The 25,521-nt window shown below is 42.9% G+C and carries 15 protein-coding genes; 5 read left to right on the top strand and 10 right to left on the bottom strand.

Annotated elements, in window-relative coordinates; all coding sequences use genetic code 11:
- Nucleotides 1-144 precede the first annotated feature (144 nt).
- The gene (locus tag V7K67_RS09760; RefSeq protein WP_334731013.1) at nucleotides 145-1,395 is read right to left on the bottom strand and encodes a hypothetical protein; all 1,251 of its coding nucleotides are present in this window, start codon (nucleotides 1,393-1,395) and stop codon (nucleotides 145-147) included.
- A 290-nt stretch (nucleotides 1,396-1,685) separates the two neighbouring features.
- Here V7K67_RS09760 and V7K67_RS09755 point away from each other — a divergent pair, with 290 nt between their 5' ends.
- Both V7K67_RS09755 and V7K67_RS09750 read left to right on the top strand, forming a co-directional pair.
- Nucleotides 1,686-3,002, top strand: coding sequence for an amino acid permease (locus V7K67_RS09755; RefSeq protein WP_334731014.1), 1,317 nt, complete (start codon nucleotides 1,686-1,688; stop codon nucleotides 3,000-3,002).
- Nucleotides 3,003-3,084: 82 nt separating this feature from the next.
- Nucleotides 3,085-3,630, top strand: a complete 546-nt coding sequence (locus V7K67_RS09750) for an RNA 2'-phosphotransferase (protein WP_334731015.1) — start codon at nucleotides 3,085-3,087, stop codon at nucleotides 3,628-3,630.
- 548 nt (nucleotides 3,631-4,178) lie between these two features.
- On the opposite strand, the gene V7K67_RS09745 is transcribed toward V7K67_RS09750, so the two are convergent.
- Complete coding sequence (locus tag V7K67_RS09745) at nucleotides 4,179-4,637, bottom strand: DUF4363 domain-containing protein (protein WP_334729279.1); 459 nt, start codon at nucleotides 4,635-4,637, stop codon at nucleotides 4,179-4,181.
- Between the two features lie 253 nt (nucleotides 4,638-4,890).
- Here V7K67_RS09745 and hisC point away from each other — a divergent pair, with 253 nt between their 5' ends.
- Nucleotides 4,891-5,976, top strand: coding sequence for a histidinol-phosphate transaminase (gene hisC, locus V7K67_RS09740; protein ID WP_334729280.1), 1,086 nt, complete (start codon nucleotides 4,891-4,893; stop codon nucleotides 5,974-5,976).
- A gap of 285 nt (nucleotides 5,977-6,261) precedes the next feature.
- On the opposite strand, the gene V7K67_RS09735 is transcribed toward hisC, so the two are convergent.
- The 8 genes from V7K67_RS09735 to V7K67_RS09700 form a co-directional block, all read right to left on the bottom strand.
- Nucleotides 6,262-6,777: a GNAT family N-acetyltransferase gene (locus tag V7K67_RS09735; RefSeq protein ID WP_334729281.1), complete on the bottom strand. Its 516-nt coding sequence runs from the start codon at nucleotides 6,775-6,777 to the stop codon at nucleotides 6,262-6,264.
- Between the two features lie 161 nt (nucleotides 6,778-6,938).
- On the bottom strand, nucleotides 6,939-7,514 hold the full coding sequence (locus V7K67_RS09730; RefSeq protein WP_335166310.1) for a TIGR04376 family protein: 576 nt from the start codon (nucleotides 7,512-7,514) through the stop codon (nucleotides 6,939-6,941).
- A 583-nt stretch (nucleotides 7,515-8,097) separates the two neighbouring features.
- The gene (locus V7K67_RS09725) at nucleotides 8,098-10,191 is read right to left on the bottom strand and encodes a prolyl oligopeptidase family serine peptidase (RefSeq protein WP_334729282.1); all 2,094 of its coding nucleotides are present in this window, start codon (nucleotides 10,189-10,191) and stop codon (nucleotides 8,098-8,100) included.
- Between the two features lie 256 nt (nucleotides 10,192-10,447).
- Complete coding sequence (locus V7K67_RS09720; protein ID WP_335166305.1) at nucleotides 10,448-16,444, bottom strand: hybrid sensor histidine kinase/response regulator; 5,997 nt, start codon at nucleotides 16,442-16,444, stop codon at nucleotides 10,448-10,450.
- A 109-nt stretch (nucleotides 16,445-16,553) separates the two neighbouring features.
- Nucleotides 16,554-19,502: a methyl-accepting chemotaxis protein gene (locus tag V7K67_RS09715; RefSeq protein ID WP_442943798.1), complete on the bottom strand. Its 2,949-nt coding sequence runs from the start codon at nucleotides 19,500-19,502 to the stop codon at nucleotides 16,554-16,556.
- Nucleotides 19,499-20,029 carry a chemotaxis protein CheW gene (locus V7K67_RS09710; protein WP_334729284.1) on the bottom strand — a complete coding sequence of 177 codons (531 nt, stop codon included), beginning with the start codon at nucleotides 20,027-20,029 and terminating at the stop codon, nucleotides 19,499-19,501. The genes V7K67_RS09715 and V7K67_RS09710 overlap by 4 nt, the downstream gene beginning before the upstream one ends.
- Before the next feature lie 13 nt (nucleotides 20,030-20,042).
- Nucleotides 20,043-20,408: a response regulator transcription factor gene (locus V7K67_RS09705; RefSeq protein WP_069073698.1), complete on the bottom strand. Its 366-nt coding sequence runs from the start codon at nucleotides 20,406-20,408 to the stop codon at nucleotides 20,043-20,045.
- A 281-nt stretch (nucleotides 20,409-20,689) separates the two neighbouring features.
- Nucleotides 20,690-21,868, bottom strand: a complete 1,179-nt coding sequence (locus V7K67_RS09700) for a response regulator (RefSeq protein ID WP_335166303.1) — start codon at nucleotides 21,866-21,868, stop codon at nucleotides 20,690-20,692.
- 378 nt (nucleotides 21,869-22,246) lie between these two features.
- On the opposite strand from V7K67_RS09700, the gene hmpF reads away from it, so the two are divergent.
- Nucleotides 22,247-24,010 carry a pilus motility taxis protein HmpF gene (hmpF, locus tag V7K67_RS09695; protein WP_335166301.1) on the top strand — a complete coding sequence of 588 codons (1,764 nt, stop codon included), beginning with the start codon at nucleotides 22,247-22,249 and terminating at the stop codon, nucleotides 24,008-24,010.
- Nucleotides 24,011-25,114: 1,104 nt separating this feature from the next.
- Nucleotides 25,115-25,447, top strand: coding sequence for a hypothetical protein (locus V7K67_RS09690; protein WP_335166299.1), 333 nt, complete (start codon nucleotides 25,115-25,117; stop codon nucleotides 25,445-25,447).
- Nucleotides 25,448-25,521: the final 74 nt, after the last annotated feature.

The raw sequence follows: 25,521 nt of genomic DNA, 5'->3' as shown, positions 1-25,521 counted from the left end.
CGGTTTTTTTGGCAATGATCAATTTTATAGGTATCTTTCTGTGCGCGATGGCTACGCCCACCGCAGGCATCGCAAAAGTTTTCGGTCTACTGAATTTACTCAGCACTCAGAACTCAGCACTCAGAATTCAGAACTCAGCACTCATTAATTTTTCTGTGGTGCTTGCCAAACGGCTTTTCCATCTTTGAGGGTGAAGTCGAAATGCAGGACGAAACCAAGTTTGACGGGGATATTTATTGATTCGCTACCTGCGGGATAACCTTTTGCCAGTCCTAAGTCTTGGACGATTGGTTGACTAGCAAACTTATTGATTTTTAATTGAAATTGATCGCCAAAATTCTTGAAGCCAAAAAGTTTTCCACCATAGAAGGTTTGTAGCTGCATGGGGGATTCAATCAGTGCTTGATAGCAGGCTTTTTTGCTATTTTCTACGTCGCGGATTTGTTTGAGGGTAACGAGGGGGACGACTCTTTTTAGAAGATACTCAATAAGATTGAAGGGTAGCTGTAAGCCAGGAATCACAACTTCGTCGTTATCAAATAATAAGCTAGCGATCGCTCTTACGGATTCTTCAAAGCTATCCCATGTTTTGATATCTTGATGTTTATCTCCTGTACCGATGCGTTGAATTTCCAGCAGGCGCGCATCTAGAGATTGACTTGTAGGAGAAAATTCTTTAAATACTAAGGTGTCTACGGTTAATAAATCCGGTTCTTGATTTAAGTCAGGAATCTGAAATGTGCCAAGTTGTTTAAAGAAGCCGTAGACTTCTCTACCAGAAACTAGGATGGGAGAATTATTTACGTATAAGTAAGGCATGAAGCAAGCTAGGCGTTCGGCAATGAATAAAGGCCCAACTCTTTTACCTACCACTGTTAACATCCAAAAGATGGCTTCTTCTTCATGCACAGTTCCTTTATCATAGTCGGGTGGATAAATAGAACTTAAAGAATTTATCTTGTTGAATGTTAAGATGAGATAGTTCGTCGCTGGGCGATATTCAATCTCGCCGTTATTGGGATCGTTGAGATATTTATCACACACCTCTTGTAACTTTGCCATTGAACCTTCAACGACAAAGCCGTACATTTTTGTGTCTTTGATTTCGTAGGGTTGATTAAATGCCTGTCCATCTGCCCGTTCTATATATTTAGGGTATGATGATTTGTTACCACCTCTGCAAAAGTAATTTTGGAAAAAACTAGTTGCGTCTTGTTCCATATTTTTGCCTTTTACGGCTAAATCTTGGAACAATTGATCTGGTTTTTGTTGGATTTGGGTAAGGTAATCTGTAAGTTTTTGGGGTTCTTGAAGTAGGGTAGTAAATTCGCTAACAGCACCTAAAGCCGTATGGAAACCTGTTTGTATTGTCTGCAAAGGGTTGTTGGTGTTCATCGGGTTGTGGGGAATAAATGAGTCTTGTTTGAAGTATTCCCTTTACACTGGCTTTTCTAACAAATTACTCAGATATCGAATTTTGGCATAAGGTTTACCACTAACGCGACTAGTGTCAATCTAATAACCAATGTCAGGAGGGGTTCGATGCGGTATTGTAGAGGGTGCGATCGCACTTTTTGTTAATGTACTACGAAAATTTGGCTGAAAAACCATGAACATCAGGGTTTTTGCGAAGAATATTTCCCCATGCTAATATTGTTGGTTTGGTTTAAGTACAGATATTCAGTATGGTTCCCGTAAAGACTGTTCTCAAAGATTCAGAGGAAGTCACTCGGTTGTTTTCTCATCTCGAATTTGATGGAAAAAAACTCAACCATCAACCGGGTAGTGTCTTGGGAAGTACTGCGTTGATTGCAGGAACCACCGTCGGGGCGGGGATTCTCGCTCTACCAGCCGTTACCTTGCCATCTGGTATTGTGCCATCAACATCTGGATTAATCGCTGTTTGGCTCTACGCTTTATTTTCAGGGTTATTGATTGCAGAAGTTACCTTAAACACGATGCGAACACAAGGGCGTTTGAGTATCGGTTTTTTGGGGGTTGTGGAAAATATCCTTGGTAAGTTGGGAGCGCGAATTGCCGGCGGCGCATATTTATTTATGCATTATGCTCTGTTGGTGGCATACATCACTGAAGGTGGAGAGATTTTAGGAGTTGCGGCGGCAAAAGTCTGGGGTGTGCAAATATTGCCTCTGTGGGTAGGCACAACGACTTTCACGCTCTTATTTGGTGGCATTATGTATCTTGGGCGAGAAAAGTTTATTGAGAAATTAAACAGCGCCTTTGTCGGAATTGTCATAGTTTCCTTCTTGGGACTATTATTTTTAGGAGGAAGGCACATTCAGACTACCCAACTGTTATTTCAGGATTGGAGTGCCCTTGGTAGTGCTATTTCAGTGATGTCTGTAGCGCTGTTTTTTCAAAACGTTGTGCCGCTAGTTGTGACACAACTTGAAGGAGATGCCCGCAAAATTCGTCAGTCCATCTTGATTGGTTCTGTGATTCCTCTAATTATGTTCTTGGCGTGGAATGCCGTAATTTTAGGAAGTGTCAGTCCTGATATGCTACATGGCACATCTGACGGGATAACTGTTTTTGATCCATTGCAAATTCTCCGAGCTGGTGGCGCAGGACAATGCTTAGGAGTGCTAGTATCCATTTTTTCAGAGTTTGCGATCGTCACATCGTTCATTGGATTTGTGTACGGATTGCTGGATTTGTTCAAAGATATTTTCCTCTCTGCAAAGGGTGGATTTGCTAGCCGCTTACCCCTCTATTCGCTGGTTCTTTTCCCTCCTATGACTCTCGGAACACTCAACCCCAGCATCTTTTTTACTGCCCTAGATTACACTGGAACATTTAGTATCTCAGTTCTAGGTGGAATTATTCCGGCGTTAATGAGTTGGAAGCAACGTCAAGAACAGGAAAACTCAAATAGCATAAATCAACCACTTGTTCCTGGCGGAAAGGTGACACTCATTGTGATGATTGGAGTGGCATTAGCCATGATGGGAAGACAAATTATGTCAATTTACCATCATTGAAGGAGACAGGAGGCAGTCCCGATGAAAATCTTGATGTAATATAAGAGTATATAATTGTAGCATAAAGGTCAGTCACAATTAAATGAGTGATTCTCGCCTAGTGAAAATCAGCAAATATCTGAGCAAATATCTGCGACACACACCGGATGCAATTGGAATTCAACTTGCTCCCGGTGGTTGGGTTGATGTTGATGAACTACTTAGGGCTTGTGCTAAAAACAAATTTCCGCTCACCCGTCAGGAATTACAGATGGTAGTTGAATCCAGTGATAAACAACGCTTTTCTTTTGATTCTACAGGTAATCTGATTCGTGCTAACCAAGGACATAGTGTAAAAGTCGATTTACACCTAGAAGCTGTTGTTCCTCCAGATGAACTTTATCACGGCACGGGACACAAATCTGTAGAGTCAATTCTGCAAACAGGACTTTCCAAAATGTCGCGACATCATGTTCATTTATCAAAGGATATTGAAACAGCAAAAACTGTTGGTGCAAGACATGGAAAACCAGTGGTTTTTGCTGTAAATGCTGCGGCAATGCATCAGGCGGGTTACATCTTCTATTGTTCTGCTAATGGTGTTTGGTTAGTCGAGAATGTACCATCTGAGTATCTACAAAAAATTTGAACTGGGGATTGGGGACTGGGGATTGGGGACTGGGGACTGGGGACTGGGGACTGGGGGAAAATCATGAGTAAGATTTGCTTGGGATTTGAATCCCCATTCAAATATTCAAATCTTCCGAGTCCCCAATTCCCAGGGTAAAGTCTCGTGTAGCCGCGATTTCTAATCGCCAGGGCTAGTAATAAATTAGACTTTTCAAACAACCTCTAAGCCTCTAGCCTTAATCGCAACAGTATCAAATGTAGGAATCCGGTTTAACGTGTCGCGGAAGTCCCCACCTTCAATTTACTTGGTAAAAACTTTCTTCCAGATGTATGATGAATCCGCAATTTTTTCGGGTATTTATGTTGAATCCCAAAAAAAGCCAAAATAAAATAACAAGATTATTAATTACTCAACTGCCTCAATTACCGAATCAGCCTGCGGCTAATATTGGTCTAAGGGTGTTTCGTAATTAATCGTCTTATATCGCGACACCAAATCCTAAAAGGATTATGGTGCGGGGCTTACGACGCAAAAGCTAATAAATACTCAGTCTACGTATTTGGCTCTTAAGGTTTAGCAACACTAGTGATATCCTTGTTCAGAACCTCTAAGGCTGTTAACACTTTCTGTTTATTTGGTGCAGAGACTTTAAGTCCTGCCTTGGTCTCATCGGCTTTATCTTCAATTTCTTTATATGTAGTGGGAGACTTTGCTTTGACTCCATCCTCAACCTTTGACCAGAAACCCTCAAATTTCTCAAATTCCCCTTTAGCTTTGCTAAAATTTCCTGCCTCAACTGCCGCCTTAGTGTTGGTTACAACACCCTGTAGACCTTGAAAATCAGTTGTTGCAACGGGAGTGGTAGCTGTTGTGGTGCTAGTTGGAGTGGGACTAGCTGCTGTTTCGGAGGCAGAAGTCCCAGATGGTGGTGTCTGTGTAGTAGAAGATTGTTCTCCATTGTTGCATCCAACCAAAGCCATCATGCTAATTAGAGCAACTATCAGTAGTGGATTAAAACGATTCATTATAAACTCCTCATCAAAACTCGTTTTTATAAACTAGTATAGCCTTGCAGCAATGACTATCTAGTTTCTACTGACTGGAGAACTAGTAGTCTGTCAGAAATTGCAGGTTGAAATTTGCCCAATGCCTTCAAGAGTGCTGAGTACCAAGTAGGACATCTCATTCTTTACTCAGCACGGGCTAAACCCTAGCTATCCGCTAACGGAAAAGAGGAACTGTTTTGCCCAATGCCCAATGCCCAATGCCCAATGCCCTATGACTAACTACTTTCGCTCCAATGTTGATGCAATGGCTAGCTACGTTCCCGGTGAGCAGCCTCAACGTGGTACACAGATTATTAAACTTAACAGCAACGAGAACCCCTATCCTCCTTCCCCTGCGGCATTAGCTGTACTACGGAATATCGATGGTGAGTGGTTACGGCGGTATCCAGAACCTTTCGGTGGAGAGTTCCGGCAAGCTGCCAGTAAAGTTTTAGGAGTTCCTAGTGATTGGATTATTGTCGGAAATGGTAGTGATGAACTATTGAGCGTAATCATTCGAGCCTGTGTAGAACCTGGCAAGAAGGTTGTTTACCCGATGCCAACTTACGTGCTATATCGCACATTAACAGAAATGCAAGCAGCGGAAATTATTGAGATCCCCTACAGCGAGGACTACAGTTTACCTTTAGAAGAACTGGTTGCCGCCAATGGTTCTGTGACATTTATTGCGTCGCCCAATAGTCCATCAGGGCATGTGGTGGCAACAGATGACTTGCGAAAATTAGCCAGCCAGTTATCTGGGGTTTTGGTGATTGATGAAGCTTATGTAGATTTTACCGAAGAGAATGCCTTGGCTTTGGTAAAGGAATACGAAAACATCATCCTGATTCGGACACTTTCTAAGGGATACTCGTTGGCAGGATTACGGCTGGGCTTTGGGGTGGCGAATCCCCAATTGTTACAGGGATTGTTTAAGGTGAAAGATAGCTATAACATTGATGCGATCGCCTGTGCAATTGGTACGGCTGCTATTACCGATCAACCTTATAAAAATGCTTGTGTAGCAAGAATTAAGGCATCACGGACTAAGTTAGCAACAGACTTGAAACAATTAGGTTTTCATATTTGGGATTCCCAAACTAACTTTTTGTTGGCACAACCAAGAGAAGGAAACGCAGAATATCTTTATCAAAAACTGAAGGAAAGGGGAATTTTAATCCGCTACTTTAAGCAACCTGGACTAGATGATAAATTACGTATTACTGTTGGCACTGATGAGCAAAATCAGGTTCTAGTGGAGGCACTAATTGATTTATTAGGGACTGGGGACAATGGAGATGGAGAAAAGATAATCTAAAACCTTGGCTAAACCTGGAATTTTGACCGAACAAGGCAAAAGTAAAAAGTTAAAAGGCACTCATAAAGAAAAATCAAAATGGTCATAGAGCAACTAAATTTATTTATGGAACGAAATAAAAACATTTATAACGATAGCGCAGCTAAGCCTTTGTCTTCTCCCTTGGCGTTAGCCTCTCCCAATGTGATTCGGGGAGACGCTAAGAGCGAACGAGCGTCGTGGCATAGCGCAAGAAATAATACGTCCTTATCAAATCCCCTGAATTTATTTATGGGAATTATCTTTTTACTTTTTAATTTCTGAGCGTTGCACAGCATATATATAGTGCGGTATGTCACGCCAGAGTGTCTCCTGAACGACCTTGAGTCCATTCTTCTCAGCTACACGCCGAGAGGGGATGTTCTCTGGGCGAATCAGGGAAATGACGCGATGATCGCAACCCAGTACGTTAAAAGCATAGTCCTGGCAAGCGGATGCGGCTTCAGTTGCGTAACCCTGCATTTGTTGGTTACAGCGGACATGATAACCAATTTCGAGTTCTTGGTGTCCTTCGACCTCTTGCCAAATCAGTCCGCAGTCGCCGATTACCTCACCCGTCGCCTTGAGAACCATCGCCCATAAGCCAAGGCCGTGCTGTGCGTAGCTGCGGCAATATCGATCAATCCAATTTTGCACCATCTCGCGGTCAAACGGCTTTGGGTAGTAGCGCATCGACTCTGTATCGCCGAGGACAAGTAGTAGCGGGTCGAGGTCAGAAAGCGTCATTTCCCGCAAGAATAGGCGTTGAGTTTCCAATATCATTAGTGAATCCTCATGTAGCCAACTAAGGCTTAATCTGGTCAGATGTGGGACTTTTTCAAGCCCCGTCCTTTAGGACTGGGGTTTCTGACTTAGCCATTGTCTAGTTTATCTTGATTTTTTTTCACCAAGCGATCGCAACCTGAGACTGAAAGTAAAATATTTTACTTTTGCATCTTCCGCTTCATTTGTTCTAGTTCATCCTGAGTTTCCCAGCTACGGAACTTATCTTCTAAGTCATCAAAACCACTAGAATAGCTGCTAGTTTGATTCGACCAGCCAACGGTTTCAAAACGCTGCTGGGTTTGTGCTTTAGCACGAGCTGTCTGTGCTTCAGCAGCTTTAGCTTGCACCTCTTGTCGCCGCTGCTGAATTTTTTGCAGTAGTTCCTGAGACTGGTGAATGCGTTCTTTCAGCCCTTGCATCTGTCCCCAACGCTGATTTCCTTCGCGCAACAAGGCTGCTTCTCGCTCACCCGCCGCCGCCGCCAAATCTTCTCTACCAGCGTTTTTAGCTTTTTGAATCCGGATATGCCAACGCTGAATTTCTTGAGCGGTGGACAGAATTTCTTCTTGCGATCGCTTCTCTTGTACTTGTAAATCTGCGATCAGCTTTAATGTGTCTTCTTCTTGCTCACGCAGCTGTTCTAGCAGCGCCTCTAACTCCAAATGTGGATTGTTACGCAAAAATTCTTCTAAACGGTTTTCTAGAAACCGACTCAAATCATCAAATAAGCCCACTGCTAAAACTCCAGAAATCGGGTGCGTGACTATTTCATTGTATTGAAACTCGTACATTGTCGGGACAATATGAATTCAGAATTCAGGAGTCAGAATAATTGAAGAAGGCAGCTATGCTGAGGGCAGAGAGCAGAAGGTTCAATTTAGAAGGGGATTCAAACCCCTCCTAAATTGAGGCCACAAAACAAGAAAATTTGGTGGGGGTCTTAAACCCTTGTTCCCTTCTCTTCGAGACGCTGCGCGAACGGTCACGAGCTTCTTGACACGAGTCAGAATTCCATAAAAGCCAACTGAGCCTCCTGCCCTCTGCCTTTCCCGATAAGTGGTGGATTCAGACCCGCCACTGATTATTTGCTTTTGGCGTCTCCCAAAGGGAGACGACCACTAAACCCGGATTTCTCACCACATCTCTCAAAACCTTGTGCAGAGGAGCAGAGGAGCAGAGGGGCAGAGCGGCAGAGGGGAAAGAACAAGGCACATTGAACTCTCCCCTGCTCCCCTGCACCTCTGCATTTCAAGCTTGTGAGAAATGCGGGTAAATCGTAGATTTTGTGGGCTAGGCATTTCCTACCCCACAAAATTGTTAAAATTTCACATCTAAAGTACGCACCAAAAAAGCCCATTTGTCTGCGGCTTCTTCGATAATTTTAGCTGTGGGTTTACCCGCACCATGTCCGGCTTTCGTCTCAATTCTAATTAAGGTTGGTGTATTACCTGTGTGAGCCGCTTGCAAAGCTGCGGCAAATTTGAAACTATGAGCAGGGACAACGCGATCGTCATGATCGGCTGTGGTAATTAAGGTTGCTGGGTAAGCTGTATTGGGTGTGATGTTGTGTAGTGGCGAATAAGCATACAGTGCTGGAAACTCTTCGGGATTATCTGCTGAACCATATTCGGAAGTCCAAGCCCAACCGATGGTAAATTTGTGGAACCGCAACATATCCATAACGCCGACTGCGGGTAAAGCTGCACCAAACAAATCGGGACGTTGGGTTATGCAAGCACCCACCAATAAACCGCCGTTACTACCACCTGCGATCGCTAGCTTCTCTGTCTTAGTATACTTGTTAGCAATCAACCACTCAGCAGCACCAATAAAGTCATCAAAGACATTCTGCTTTTTATCCTTTATTCCTGCTTGATGCCATTCTTCGCCGTATTCTCCACCGCCGCGGATATTAGCCATAGCATAGATACCACCTATCTCCATCCACACCAACAGACTCACAGAAAAACTAGGTGTCATTGAGGCATTGAAACCGCCATAAGCATAGAGATAAGTAGGGTTATTTCCATCTAATTTAATACCCTTTTTGTAGGTAATAAATATTGGCACTCTAGTACCATCTTGGCTCTGGTAAAATACTTGTTTTGTCTCGTAATCATCAGGATTAAAATCTACCTGTGGTTGGCGAAAAACCTCGCTTTTTCCTGTCACCAAGTTGTAGCGATAAATAGTGCCTGGTATCGTAAAGCTAGTAAAACTATAAAAAGTTTCAGTATCATAACGCTTACCACCAAAGCCTCCGACTGAACCGAGTCCAGGTAGTTCTACTTCTCGAATAAACTCACCTTTGAGGTCAAAAATTTTGATTTGGCTGTGAGCATCTTTGAGGTAATCAGCAACAAATTGGTTATTAAGTATACCGACACTTTCCAAAGTTTCCGCAGATTGGGGAATGATTTCTTGCCAATTTTCTGACGCAGAGTTTTTCGTGTCAATTGCAATCACTCTCCCCCGTGGGGCATTTAGATCTGTACGGAAATAAAAGATGCTATCATCATTGTCAATAAAGCTGTAATCTGCCTCAAACTGGTTAATTAGTTCTACGACTTCCGCATTAGGGTTAGTCAAATCTTTGGAGAAAACTAAATTTTTGGAGTCAGTACCCAGCCAAATTGAAATTATTAGATAGCGTCCATCCTCAGTAACGCCACCACTAAAACCCCATTCTTTTTGGTCAGGACGATGATAAATTAAAACATCTTCTGATTGAGGTTTACCTAATTGATGATAGTAGAGCTTTTGATAATAGTTAACATCTTCTAATTGAGTTTTTTCATTTGGTTCATCGTAGCGACTGTAGAAAAAACCTTGATGATCGTGTGTCCAAGATGCACCGGAAAATTTAATCCACTTTAGATGGTCTTGGAGGTCTTCACCAGTTTCAACATCGCGTACTTTCCACTCTTGCCAATCAGAACCAGAAGACGATAGACCATAAGCTAAAAGTCTACCATCCTCACTAATAGATAATCCCGAAAGAGCAACAGTGCCATCTTCTGAGAGTTTATTCGGGTCGAGTAAAACTTTGGGTTGATCGTCGAGGGTTTTCAGAGTGTAAAGGACACTTTGATTTTGCAGTCCGTCATTCTTAAAATAAAAGTAGCGTTCGGTGGAACCGTCTCGCAGAGATTCGCCTTCTTTAAAAGGGATACCGTATTTTTCATAATCCCAAAGTTTGGTAAGGCGTTGTTTAATTTTTTCCCTAGCAGGAATTTCACTCAGGTAGCCAAAAGTAACTTGATTTTGTGCCTCAATCCAAGTCTTTGTTTCTTCAGAGTCAGGATCTTCTAACCAACGGTAAGGATCTGCAACTAAAGTACCCTGGTAATCATCGACTTGACTACTCTTGTGGCTGGATGGGTAGGTGAGCGGTTTTTCAGAATCAGGCATAGTCTTAGGTAAAAAGTGCTTCTTTACATACTACAAAGATAGACCCAAGACGTGGAGTATACGCCGACCAAAGCTGCGGGAAAATTCCAAGTACTCTCTGGGGTACTAGTTGTTTGAAAAGCGATTGGAAATCGCGGCTACACAAACAAAACCTGCCTCCGCAGGTTAAAAATCAATACGCTTGGGTTAAGTCTAATCCCTACCTTACAGATACATTGAAGGTAGGGAGTGCCGCGATGCTTTCAAAATTGTGAAACTAACCATTACTTGTAGTGGTAATGAGTTTCTCCCCTTTCAGCATCCGCCCTGCGGCTTCGAGGAGAGCTTCTTCAAGATAAGGCTTGGTAAAGTAGCCACTAGCACCGAGTTGAGAGGCAATTTGTCTGTGCTTGTCTGCACCCCGCGAGGTGAGCATGGCGATCGGTAATTGGTTGAGGTTAGAGTCTTTCTGAATGCGAGAGAGTAACTCCAGTCCATCACAGCGAGGCATTTCGATATCGCAAAATACGATATCGCAAGGTAGACCGGAGCGGAGTTTATCCCAAGCTTCCTGACCGTCACGCGCTTGTTCTACGCGATAACCTGCCTTATTAAACGTCAGGGATAGCAACTCTCGGACTGTAATCGAGTCATCGACAATTAGCACTGTCGGGTCAATCTTCACAGGAGAGGTATCTGGAGTAGCTTTTTGTTGCCAAGAACTGCCACCAATTTGTGTAGAAACCCGTCCCTGAAAGATGTCAATTATTTCCAGCACGTCAGCAATTGGCATAATCCGACCATCACCCAGCACTGTAGCACCAGCTACACCAATGGGTTTAGGCGCTGGCCCTTCAAATTGCTTAATTACAATTTCTTGTTCGCTCAACACCAAGTCAATCTGTAGAGCAATCAGGGTATTTGCCGATCGCACCACAACCACAGAAACCATATCATCATCTCTGGTACCGCCATAGACATTACCGCGACTGATTTGGCGATTGAAGGCTAAAAGTTCCTTGAGAGGTCGGAATGGCAGCACCGTATCGCGCCAGGAAATAAATGATTGCCCATTGGCATCATGTTGAATATTTTTGACTGGTATATCCAGCGTATCTTCTACACCATCCATCGGGAAGGCAATCCTGGCTCGATCGGAGACGCAGCAGAGAGCTTTACAAATACTTAGAGTCAGTGGTAAACGAATGGTGAAGGTGGTTCCTTTGCCAATAGCAGAATCGGTGTTTACTGTTCCCCGAATTTCGCTAATCTCGGAGCGCACTACGTCCATACCCACGCCACGGCCAGAAATTTCATCGGCTTGGTCTTTGATCGTAAAACCAGACTGGAATAGCAGATCGTAGACTTCCAGGCGAGACATGGCTTTAGCCTGCGCTTCTGTAAGCATACCAATCTTCACCGCTTTAGCCTTAACCTTTGCAGAGTCAATACCTGCGCCATCATCACCTACGGAAATGATTGTTTGGTTGCCTTGGTGGAAGGCGCGGATAGTAATAATTCCTACAGGTGGTTTACCAACAGCTTGCCGCTCTTCTGGTGTTTCAATACCATGAGCGATCGCATTATTCAGCATGTGAGTCAGCGGATCAGTCAGATGATCCAAAATCATCTTGTCAATTAAGGTGTCACCACCTTCGATCACCAACTCTACTTGTTTGCCACACTTAATAGCATTGTCACGCACTCCTCGCCGCCAGCGATCGATTGTTTGGGCAAAAGGTACCATTCGCGCTCTAGTTAAACCCTCTTGTAACTGGGTGGTTACTTGGCGGAATTGCCTTGCGACTCGCTCGGTTTCTTCGGTAACAAAATCAATGTCACTAGCTGACTCACGCACTCGCACAATGCGCTCAATCATCTGTTGTGAGAGTGTATGAAAGGGAGTAAAACGATCCATTTCTAACTCGCTAAAACCCCTGTCGGCATTGGAATCTGGCGCTTGAAAGCCTGGGTCTTTCTTTTTGCGTCCAGCTAACAGAGAGGCTTCTAGGAGCGATCGCTCGTACAACTCTTGCATCCTGGCGCCGACATCGGAGAGTTGTTGTACCTGGATCAGCAAGTTATCTAACGACTGCCGCAGCCGTTCATGATCCTGCTCTAAGGTATTGCGGTTTACCACCAACTCCCCAACTAAATTACTCATATCGTCCAGTTGCTTCACTGGAACCTTCATCGTTTCTTCAAATCTCGCAGCCCGACGAGTTGAGGGACGGGTAGCTTTGCTGGTGTTCGATTTGACTACAGGAGAATGAGATATTGTTTGATCTGCTTCTGCCAGCAACTTCTCCAAATCGCCAAATTCATCTTTGATCGCTGGTAATGGAATGGGATTTTTCGCCAAGACTGGTTGAATGTCTTGGGGCTGGATGCTCCCGCTATCTGTACCTAACAATTCTTCCAGGGCAGCAAAATCTACTTCTGGTATCTCCTTAGTTTTGGAGATGGGTGCTAATTCCTCTCCTAGTAATGCTTCCAAGTCTGCAAATTCATCTTCTGAAGCAATCTCTTCAATAGGTTCTGTAGTTGCCAATTCTTCAGTCGGGGCAATGATAGCATTTTCTCCCTCTGACACTGCTGCAACTTCAGATATCTCTCCTAAATTCCACAAATCGGTTTCTACATCTTCCTGAATAACCGTTTGTGTGAAGTCATTGATAGCTTCTGAGTCAGTTTTTGTCGTATTTTCTCCTAATTCTTCCTGATTTACTGCTACTATCAGAGTCGTTGCTGTCAACAATAAATCATTTTCAAAATCTGTATTTTCTGTGAATTCAAAGGTCGTTTCTAAATTATTATTCTCATCAGTCTCTAAAACTTCTGAGCTTGTCTGGGCTGAATCTGAAGTTTCGCCAAAACTAATAGTTTCTGATAGTTCATCCACAGATAATTCTGTGGGTTCCATCTGAATATAGGTGGAATCTGTAACTACATCTTCAAACAGCAGTTGTGGATTTTCATCGAAGGTAGCGAATAAATCACCTGGCTGTACTTCGGCTGATGCTGAATCTGAAGTTTCACCAACACTAATAGTTTCTGATAGTTCATCCACAGACAATTCTGTGGGTTCTATCTGAATATAGGTGGAGTCTGTGACGACATCTTCAAACAGCAGTTGCGGATTTTCATCAAAGGAGCCGAACAAATCTCCTGGCTGTACTTCGGCTGATGTTTCACCAAAACTAATAGTTTCTGATAGTTCATCCACAGATAATTCTGTGGGTTCCATCTGAATATAGGTGGAATCTGTAACTACATCTTCAAACAGCAGTTGTGGATTTTCATCGAAGGTAGCGAATAAATCACCTGGCTGTACTTCGGCTGATGCTGAATCTGAAGTTTCACCAACACTAATAGTTTCTGATAGTTCATCCACAGACAATTCTGTGGGTTCTATCTGAATATAGGTGGAGTCTGTGACGACATCTTCAAACAGCAGTTGCGGATTTTCATCAAAGGAGCCGAACAAATCTCCTGGCTGTACTTCGGCTGATGTTTCACCAAAACTAATAGTTTCTGATAGTTCATCCACAGATAATTCTGTGGTTTCCATCTGAATATAGGTGGAGTCTGTGACGACATCTTCAAACAGCAGTTGTGGATTTTCATCAAAAGGAGCGAACAAATCTCCTGGCTGTACTGCGGCTGATGTTGAATCCGAAGTTTCGCTAAAACTAAAACTAATAGTTTCTGATAGTTCATCCACAGATAATTCTGTGGGTTCCATCTGAATATAGGTGGAATCTGTGACGACATCTTCAAACAGCAGTTGCGGATTTTCATCGAAGGAGTCTAATGAATTAGCTTCCAGAGCAACACCAAATATCTCTGAGGGCTGATTAGTAAATTCTGGAACAAAATCTAAAGCTTCTGGTTGTTGCGGCCTGATAATTTCTTCCTCTGGATGCTGCGCGAACGACGGCGTTTTAGTCGTAGAGGCATCGTTGATTATCGGGGAAGCAGTTGAGTTAATTGGTGCTAACTCATCAAATAAATCATCTCCGGAATCTGATGAGAATATCAAATCTAACTGCTCTTGATGCTGAAAATTGATATTATTAAAATCTTCTTCTAGATCAAAACTGGCCATAGAAGAAGGTATGGGTTGCTGACTATCAGCAAAAATATTATCAGCCGCCGCAGTAAACAAACCCTCATCTAACGCCCTCTCCACATTCTGCTCAATTAAGGAATCAAATTCGTCTTTTTCCTCTGTGGTTTCCTGGCTCCAGAAATTGCTCAGATCGTTTTCTGATTGAGAAAACTCAGGTGCGGTTGTTGGAGATGTATCGAATAAGTCACCAATTTCTGATTCACTTGTCGGCAGTAGTGTCTGTTCTTCCATATCAGCAAATAGGTTATCTAAAGACAAGCCTGTTTGCTGGGGTAATTCTATGTAGTCACTAGGGGTAATTTCTTCTACCCAATTTGCATTTCTAGTTTCTAAGAATAAGTTATCAAAACTGTTTTGTTGGTTGGTAGATAATTCCACACTGGCGAAAGCCTCAGTTTCAGGTTGAGTCACTTCACCTGTTGGCAATAGTTCTTCTTCATCATCTAGTGCCAGTGTCAATAAATCTTCAACTACACTATTTTGGTCAATATTTTCAGGAGTTTGATTTATATCACTAGGAATATCAATAAATTCTTGTAAATTTTCGGAAGAAGAAGAGTCTAAATTTATATCAAGTACGTTAATACCACTCAACTCTAGAGTCGTAGCAGCTGTTTGTTGATTTTGCGGTTCGGAATTCTCTTTTTCTAGGAAATTGTCGCCAAATAACAGGGATAAATCTTCTGCCGCAGTTGTGGTTGCTGGTTGCTGCGTGTTGCTTGTGTCTTCATCAAAGGAGAGTAAATCGGATAAATCGCCATCAGCAGCACTGACGCTGCTGAAATCAATTCCAAAGTCATCGGTAGCAACAATATCTAAGGTTTCTTCTTGATGCCAGCTTTCATCTAGTTCGGGAGTTTCACCTTCAAATAAATCGGCAAGGGTATTTAACTCAGCTATTCCTACCTCTGGCCCGTGGGGGTCAATATTGTTACTAATTGGATGTGCTTCGTCATGTGTGGTGAAAGCAAGACTGGTATGAGTTGCAGCGTTTAGTGGTGTCCCTTGCAGAATATAGGGGCGATCGCGATCGCTATTATCCTGTTCTAGATTCAGTTCTTCTGTTTTCTGAGTTAACGGCTGGGTGTTAGCAGATAGAATTGGCTCTGATTCTGTCAAAACCGCAGACTCTTCATCAAACAAATCAGGCGTAATTTCTAATAACTCAATTTCTGCAAAGCTCAAAAGTGCTTCTAGTTGCTGACTAATTGCAATTTCGGCTTCTCTACCTTGCAGAACTAATTCTTGAGCTTGTTTGATTTCGGTAATGACAATTTTAGCTAAAGTCAGATAAGTATTTTCGGGATTGCCGATCGCACTGGCTGCTGCTTGGCACAAACCGCACCACTTAGGCAAATTCCAAGTCTCACCAAGTGTGACTAACTGGTGACAACATTGCTGGAGGTTTTGCCGAGTTGAAGGGGTTGTGGTTTGCTTAAATAGTTGCAACATTTCCCGCAGTCTTTGCAGCACTTGGGCTTGAAACTCGCCCCAATTATCATTTTCTTGAGCTGTGACTGGCGATAGCGTAGCGTTAGCGAGTCCGTGGGTGTCTCGCACTTCCTGGGGTGTTACCGAGTCTGGAGATTCCTGATGGGCGTCTTCTGCCAAACTGGGAATATCTCGCCGCAGGAAAAGTTCTGTAAGTGTGGAGACATTTTCTACAGAGGTTGTATGTAGTTCTGTTGCATCAGGGCTAGTAACTACTCCACTCTTTGCTTGTTCTACAAGTAGTTCTAGATGTTCATACAGCCATTTAAAAACTGGCTCTGTTTCTGACATCAAAGTATTAGCTGCATCTTCGGAAAGACCATAAGGCCCACTCAAATGCTCTAACAGCGATTTTAGGGTATCAGATACACCAAGAAATAAAGACTCTAACTTTTGGTCAATCTGAACCGGATTATCTTTAAGAACTTTAAAACAATCTTCCAGACGGTGGGAGGTATGCTGGATGCTAGTTAATCCAAGCATCGCCGCTCCTCCTTTGATGGAGTGAGCCGCCCGGAAGACTTCACTGATCATTTCCGGGTCGTTCAGAGTACCCTCTAAATTCAGCAAGCCTTGCTCAATGGTATTCAGGTGATCCCTGGCTTCTTCAATAAAGTAACCCAAAATCCGCTGTTGTTGTTCCGGCAGCATAGCAAAATTTATCAGTTATGAGTTATCAGTTATCAGTTATCAGTTATGAATTATGAGTTACGAGTTGTGATTTTTATTTCTAACTCCTCACTCCTAACTCCTAACTTTTTTATCTGGTTTCCATAGTTTCTACTCGGAAACGTTCAACGGAAGCAATTAAGTCACGGGATACACCTACTAGGTGTTGTAGGGCACCTGAAACTCGCTGCGCTTCTTGGGAGGTTTCTTGGGCGGTCAGTTCTACTGATTGCATTACATGAGCGACGGCGCGGGAGGTTTCCGTTTGTTCCACAGTATCGCTGGTAATGGAGCGCACAAGAATATCGATGCGATTCGCCACTTGAATAATGTTTTCGAGCGATCGCTTGGCTTCTTCTGCCAATTTTGTCCCTTTAATTACTTGTTGTGTGCCTTCTTCCATCGCGGTCATTACTGAGCCTGTTTCGCTTTGGATTTGCATCACAATTTGTTCAATTTCCTTCAGGGATTTAGCAGATTTATCCGCTAGCTGGCGCACTTCATCTGCTACAATGGCAAACCCACGTCCAGCTTCTCCTGCTCTTGCCGCCTCAATACTAGCATTGAGTGCCAGCAAGTTTGTTCTCGAAGCAATTTGAGAAATCAACGCCACAATTTTAGAAATTTCTTGGGAAGATTCCGCCAACCGCTTCACTTTGCGAGTGGTTTCGGCCACGGTTTCTCGAATTTCCAAAATCCCTGCTACGGTATTTTCTACTGCTTCGCCACCTTTGAGAGCGATCGTACTAGCATCACGGGCAACGGTTTCAGCTTCCCGCGCCGCCTCTGCTACCCGCTGAATCGAGTCAGTCATTACCTGGACAGAATTCAGCGTCACAGCCAACTCTTCTGCTTGGCGCAAAGCATCACTAGATAAAGCTCTAGCAAAAGTTTCAGAGTTGGTTGCACCTTTTGTCACATCCTTCGCCGCCACTTTTACCTGTTGCACGATATCCCGCAAGTTTTGAATTGTCAGGTTAAAGGCATCAGCTACGGCTCCCAGTACGTCGGCTGTCACTTCCGCTTGTACTGTTAAATCACCTCTAGCAGCTCCTTCCACATCATCCAAGAGACGAATCACCTGGCGTTGCAGGTTTTCTTTGGCTTCCTCTTGTTCATCGGCTTTGCGTTGGGCTTCACTTGTAGTTGTGAAAATTACCCGCGCCATTTCATTAAAGCCAGTAGCTAAATGCCCCAATTCATCTTCAGAAAACACTGTGGCTTGAGCATTCAGATTTCCTTGACGTACAGCCTCAAACTGATTTTGGAGATCGTCAGTTGTGCGCCGAATTTGTTTCAGCGCCAGATTCCCCATGAAGCCTGCGGTAGCAAAACCTGCAATCCCAGCAGCTAATGACATTGCCCAACCAGTGTTTCTGACTGATTCTCGTTGTTGGGCTGGCGAAAATGTGGTAGCGACAAAGCTAACTGTGGCTACAACCAGTGCTGAAACAATGCCCACACTGCCAGCAATTAACCATTGCTTCCGTTCGATGGAAGCATTCTCTAATGGTGCTAACCATCCTTGCTCAATGCTGACATTGGGTTCTAGTTTCGAGACATCTGTTTGGCTAAAGACTGGAACGGCTTCATGGGAACCAGTCATCGAGAATAATTCTTCTTCGCGATCGGCTGTAGTACTTGATGCTACTTGAGAGCGTCCACTGTCACGAGTTTCTGCTGGAGCAGCATGCATTGCTAGATCGCCGAAGTTAGAATCTCCTTCGATCATGTCAAACCCTGGAATATTGCCTAAATCGTCAAATTCCTCAAAGTCATCTAAAAACTCGATATTGCTCTTAGAATTGTCTCCATTTAGTATAGTAGCTGAGTCTTCATAAGAGCTTAAACCATCTGAACCAAAGGCAGATTCAAATGCTTCCATGTCAAAATTTTCATGATCATCAAAGCTATTTTTACTGCTGAATTCATTTGATTTAAACTGCTTTTCTTTCTGAGGTAAGTTACTACTAAAAGATGAAGATTTATTAGATAAATTTGGCTGAAAAGCTGACTCTGACTCTAAATCTGTTGATTTTAACCAACTATGTGCTTCAGTTTCAGGCAAATGTTCTTGACTGCCAGATTCCAAATTATTTGTTATTGGCGAATCATTTACCAGTTCTGCTGAGACAATCAGTAAAGTTTCGTCTCGAAAACTAGATTTCTTATATTCTAAATTTCCAATATTCTGTTCTGGAGACTTTGGCTCACTCAACAAATCAGTGAAATCATTCTCGCTATTATCGGTTGGTGAATTAGAAGCTGAAGAGTTACTATTGTCAATAGTTGAATTTCCATGATGAGAATCTATCCCATTATCTGAGAATTGACTATTTACTAATGATTCTTCCAGAATATCTTCTGATGTATCTTCCTGCCAAAAAGCAGGCAACTCTAATTCTGTATTTTCCTCCCATTTGTTATTTGACTCTTGTTGCTGTAATTCTTCATCTAAAGCAAAAGGATCGTCACCAAAAGGAGTAGAAGAATCTGATATTTTTACTGTTCCAATACTATCTTCTGTGGGGATGTCAAATGGACTTTTTGAAGATATCTCTTCAATGCCATTCACAGTTTCTTGATGCTCTCCAAAAAAGTTCAAATCAAGGTTATTGCTGTCAAACTCCTCACTAGCGCCCAAATCTTCTAATTCTGGTTCAATATATGCCAGTGGATCAGATATCTCTGAGGAATTTATTTGCTCTTGACTTTCTGATGTATCAATCTGCCCGCCGAATGATTGTAAATATTGATTGATATTCTCAATTCCATTATTGGCAAAACCAATAATTTCTTGATCGTTAGTCAAGCCCAATACCTGTTGATATTCTTCTTTTGCTACATCGTACTGCTGTAAAACATAGTAGATGTGACCCCTTAACAAATGGGAGTTGGGGTCATCTGGTAAATTTTGCACCACTTGGTCAACTAAAGTGGCCGCAACCTCATAATTCCTTTGAACATAGGCGGTCATCGCCTGTTGATATGTTGGCTCGTAATTATCAATACTTGCTGCCATTTCCTCCTCCAATTTCATCCTGCCCACCTAGCACTCCGTACAATTGCCATTTGATCTAGTAGTCGTAGACACTGATTTTTTTTAGTACCTAATGACCACTCTCCACGTAAAAAGGGCGCCATAGTATCTGGAACACTAGTAGGTGGCATGAGATTTTGGACATCCAACCAATCCATACCACCAATTTCCTCTACTGCTAAACCCACGATTGTGTCTTGTTCTTCAATGGCAATCACCGAAATTTCAGCTCTATCCGTGTTTAATGCACTTGCTTCCCCCAGAAATTGACCCAAATCGGCCACCCAAATAACTCGACCTCGTAAATTTAGAGTACCCAAAAGTAAAGGAGAAGCATTAGGAATCGGGGTGATTCTATCAGGACTTAGTTCAATTACCTCTCGGATGCCAGTTGCTTGTAGTGCAAACTCCTGATGCGAGGGAATGTAAAACCTCAAATGTAACTCACCTTCAGGACTTTCTACTTGTAATTCTGGTCGGAAGTGGTCTTGACCGCTGCCACTTAAAAAGTCCGGTTTGCTGACCATGTTGTTTTTATCCTTATCCTCGCAGCAGTTGTTTGACTGTTCCTACCAACTCGGTTGGTTGAAACGGTTTGGCTATGTAAGCGTCTGCACCCTGCTTCATCCCCCAGTAGCGATCAAATTCTTCGCCTTTGGAAGAACACATCACCACTGGAACATTTTGGGTTTTGGGATCGGATTTTAACCGCCGACAAACTTCATAGCCGTTCATCCGGGGCATGACAATATCTAATACCACTAAATCTGGAGGTGCTATTTGAATTGCCTCTAATGCTTCTAATCCGTCACTGGCGTGGGTAACTGTTAAGCCAGTGGCTTTCAGGAGGTCTGTAATCATCTCCCTTTGTGCGATACTGTCTTCCACAATCAGAACTGTGCTCATAAATGTCATTTACCTCCTGATTTAGACGTTCCTAATTGGAACATTCCCTGATTCCTCCGCAAGTATTAACTGTATAAATTAATTTTATGTCTTCACTATTTTCCCGGAGATTGACGTTTCACTGAGTTAGCTGACTCTGTGATAACATCTTTTAACTCATCTTTTAGTAGATCAACAAATCTTTGATCTCTTTATATGCTTCACAGATGGGGGAGATGGGGGAGATGAGGGAGAAATAATCAATGCCCAATGCCCAATGCCCAATGCCCAATGCCCAATTTTCATTGTTTGTCGATATATTTCTCTACAAGCATGAGTAACTCATTGTCTGTAAACGGTTTTGTTAAATAATCTGTTGCCCCGACCATCCTAGCTTTGACTCGATCGATAAACCCATCTTTACCAGTAAGCATGATAATCGGTGTGAGCCGAAATGCTGTTGAATGTCGCAGCATGGAACAAACCTCGTACCCTTCCAATTCCGACATGGCAATATCGCATAAAATTAAATCTGGTTTGAGTTGAAAAACCAGACTCAGTGCCTCTAAAGGATTGGTGAGAGCGATCGCTTCATAACCTTGTGGTTGTAAGATGGAATTTATAGTCTCACCGATGGCGATCGCATCGTCAATACATACTATCCGCCCCCTCGGTTTTCCTTTCAATTCTCCGCTATCTGTGTGGGTATCTGGTTGGTTTGTTTCTGAATATACTAGTTGTAGCCAACTTTGTTGCACATAAGGGTATATTGCCTTAGCGACTGTCAAAATATCTCGGTTGAGATGGCGAGCTAGTTGACGCAAGGATGTTTTACCATCAGCCCAATGTTGTAGCTTATTTACAGTTGCTTCTGGTAGAGAAGATTGTAGCTGAACTTTGTCAGATAGGACTGGTAATTGTTCTGGAGACTGAATGTGTGGATAGAGCTGCTTCCACTCTTGCACCTGCTTCGTAATTTTTGTCACAAATGGAGCAATCTCGAAAGTGTTTAATTGCGGAGCAAGGGCCACACCTTGATGGAAAATGAAGTTACCTTGGCGTAAACTCAGCAAGTCAAAGAGAGTTTCATGCACCAAGCCCTGAATGATACTACCAGCGATCTTTGGGTTGATGATATTCCGCTCCAAAAGTGCCCAAAGATAGGCATACTCTGGTGCATCGGTTGGTGGTAGGGAGGCAATTTGTTTGTCGGTGAGTCGCGTCTCAACTCGGTAATGACGTAAATAATCGCTAATTCTGGATAAACTACTCTCGCCTTCTTGGCAATAGATAATTTGACCATTCAAGAAAAAGACAAACCAAGACTGTTGTTTGGGGCGATAAATGTTTGCTCCCTCTCCACCCAGCTTGTTGTTATGGTGAGAGCTATGAGCTTCAACCCATAATTGACCGGTTCGTTGTCCCAACTCAATCAATTGCAGGATACTGCAAATATCAATTTCATTTAAATTTCCCTGCATTTAGCTAAAAAGTACTCCTTAAGTATTTAAGTATTGCTGAATTCTGACCTCTTCTTTAAGTATTGATTATGGATTATTGCAAAGATTGTTACTCTATTCTTATTGTCATTAGGGAATACATTAAACTATAAACCTTCATCTTTCGTAATACACTTCGACAAAGCTAGTGTTAACACGGAAGTCATCATCACTGTCATCAGTACAAAATATAAAGGCGCGACCAGATCGCTTCTATAAGTATCAAGACGTAATATCTCGCGTCTATAGTTTTGTCTGTCTTGTCTTTCTAAGCTTCGGTTTAGTGAGACAAGTTAACAGAATTATTTAAGGTATATCTCAAAACACGAACTTTAAGTGCATCAATAAAGGACTAACGGTGTGCTGTATTTAGCAGAAGTACAAAAACAGAAAGGTGGTTTACTCGGTGGCGGTGCTAAAACCGAACTGAAACTGCTAGCTTGTCAGCGAACTGACCAGAATTGGAGTACTGTGTCGGAAGAAGTGATTGCCGCTGAGGATGCAAGCAAATTAAATGACGGCGCTTTGGTACTGGCTGAACTGAATCCGAATCGTCAAGTGCAGCGGATTCAAGAAGCAGGGCGGCCACTCGTCAACATTTTGCAGAATTTTTCCCGCCAGTTGGAGAAATTTAAGCTCAAGGAAGATGAAATCGATCAGTGGAAACAGTCGTTAACGTTTCAGGCGCAAGAGTTGAATCGCCGTGAAATGGATATGGAGGTACGCTCGGAACAGTTGCAACAATTGGAGGAAGAGTTACAACACCTGGAAGAGCAAAAACAAGAAGTTGACACCTCCCGCCAGGAAATTGAACGATTGCAAGGAGAAATTGAGCGCAACCGTCAAGAGTTGGAAGGCGCTTGGGATCATTTACGGGGTGAGCAGCGTCGCCTAGAGGAACGCCAAGCGGATTTTCAACCAGGGACGGTTTTGGATGAGGAGCAAAGTCGGGTAATGAGTGAGTTACTCGATCGCTTGTCTAGTCGTGTTGCTCCCACTGAAACAGTTAGAGAACATCTGCATCTAGCCTTTGAATTGGTTGAAAAGCAGCAAGCGACTCTGACCCCGCACTGGCAAAAACTGGAAGAGCATAAAAGTGCGATCGCACAACAGCAACAAGAAATAGAGGGTTTGTCACAAACTTTTAGCGATCGCCAAAATGCATTACAAGAAGCACAAAATTCTCTAGTTCAGCAAACAGCCCAATTGCAGATTAATACAGCAAACCTGACCAGCAAGCAAGAGTACGCTCAGATCATCAAAGAGCAGTTACGAAACGCTGAAGAATTATATCAACAGATGCACTCTTTAGCTGCAACATCTGGTGATGTAGTTCTTGGCAAGCAAGCTGATGTGGAGGCTTTGGAGAAAATACCTTTAGAAGAACTGCAAAAGATCGTACAAGACTTGGAGCATAAGTTAGAAATAGATGCTAGCTTTGTTCACGATCAAGAACAAGAGCTGACATATAAACAAGAAGCTATAGAAGAACTCCAAACTAAATTAAATAATGCATCTGACAATGACCATATCAATTTGGAACTAGAACTAACGGATGAAAAAGACCTTTATCAGATGCTAAATTCCAGCTTGGTGGGACAACGCCGCAATATGCTACAGCATCAGAAGTTTCTCAAGCAACACCAAGCTGTAATGCTGCGACGCCAAGGACATGCTGTCACTGATGAAGAAGAAAGTAACAACAAAATTAATTTAGAACCGATTCTGTTACAAATTGAAACCCAGCGACAACAATATTCACAGGAAATCCAAAAGCTGGAACGTGAGATTGAGCAAATTCGTTCTGGTGTTGAGCTAAATCAGGGAATGATTGACAATCAAACTCACGATCTAGATGAAAAGCGCCAAGAACTGAAAGTGATTGAGGAAAACTTGCTATCTCTAAGAAGAACAACTGCTGAATTCTCTGGTCGAGTCAATCTTTATCAAGAAGCGCTACAACCAATTCAGGATTCTCTAGATGGATTACGGCAAAAACTGCAAGGAATTGGAGAATCTTTGGATCAATTTCAGGAAACTGGTGATTATCAAGTCCAAGCGATCGCTCAGTTGCGTCATACTCTCCAAAGTTTAATGCCTCAGCCGGAATTACTAGCTTCATGAACTACCCACAGTTGGCTCCGCCTGAACTGTGGGTTTCTACATCCCTCAGTTCGTTTTTAGCGAAATCTTCTATAGATTTCTGACGCTTCTTTGCCCCTAGTTGCTTCATACTTCCAGCAAGATTCCGCGCCTTGGTGGTTAAAAAGCAAATATACCAGGCGATTAGAAATCGCGGCTACACAAACGTTCGCGTAGCGTCTCGCAGAGAAGTCCGCCTACGCGGACTCAAAGAATTTGAAACCCACGGAGGTGGGTTTTGTCTGTATAGCCGCGAATTCTATGAGACTGTTGGTCAATTCACGGTGGGTTTGACCCCTCACCCCTAAAACATTGGTTTGGCGTTGCTTTCCCACCCTGAAATAAATTTCGGGCTAATAGCTCAAGTCCGTTGAAACGGACTGAAATTAGAGTAATAAGGAATGATGGGTTAGACCCTCTATTAATAAGTCCTTGTATTTATCTGGATTAAAAGTAAGGGTCATCTTTCCTATAAGTCTTAACTCCTAACTATTTCAAACAGATCCAGTCGCCTTCTACTTGAGCGATCGCACTTAAAGCTTCATACCGCCAATCGCGTGCAGTAGTAAACTTTTGCACCAGGCGACTAGAAGTCGCGGCTACACGAGACTTTACCGTACTCAGTACTGAGTGCTGAGTGCTGAGTGCTGAGTAAAGAAGATTGAATACTCAGTACTTTTGCACTATGGTAAAAGCCCCGCCCCTTGTGGGTGGAATCTTTTGGTCAGGAGAAGGTTGATACCCCGCCCGCAAGTGGCGCGGTCTTTCAACTCAGCACGGGCTAAACGCCCCGCTATCCATGTACAGCACTATGTACTCAGCACTCTTCATCCACCTCCGTGGGTTAAAAACATTTGATTTTCTCTTAGTCCACCTCCGTGGACTTTGTTTGTATAGCCGCAATTTCTAATCGCCGGGACTAGGTGCAAGATGTGAATTTCCAGGTTTGTGTCTGTTGCCTTATTTTAGGCAATTAGTACAACACTAAGTAAATAATTTTGCAATCTTCTCTGTGTCTGTGCGTGAACCTTATCCCTAATTCAACGCATAATATACAGAATCTTGGATAAATTCGTAGGTGATTTAATGGCAGAAATTCAAATCGGAATCGAAGGTGAAGCTGCACCAGCAGCAGCCGAGGCTTTGCTAGAAATTCCTGGAATATCGGGAAGTTATGAAGTTCCACCCCAAAAAGAGGCAATTCTAGCAGCTGTTGCTACTATTGTCGGCATTGTCGGTGGTGCTGCGGCTTTAGCTGAACAAATTCGCAAATGGTATCAAGAATGGCATAAATCTCATCCTGGGAAGCAATTTGATGTGGTAATTCTTGACCCTGATACTGGAAACAGGATTTTACTCGAAGAAGCTACCATAGAGGAAATCACGGAAATCCTCAAATCTATTAACCCAAGTTGCTAGTTACTAGTCAAGGGCGATCGCAATGGGTGTGTTAAGCAATAAAATGCCCTCCAAGAAGAAAATTAGGAGGGCTA

The organism is Nostoc sp., assembly GCF_036917155.1.
Taxonomy (GTDB): Bacteria; Cyanobacteriota; Cyanobacteriia; order Cyanobacteriales; family Nostocaceae; genus Nostoc.
This window is presented reverse-complemented; position numbering and strand designations above follow the sequence as displayed.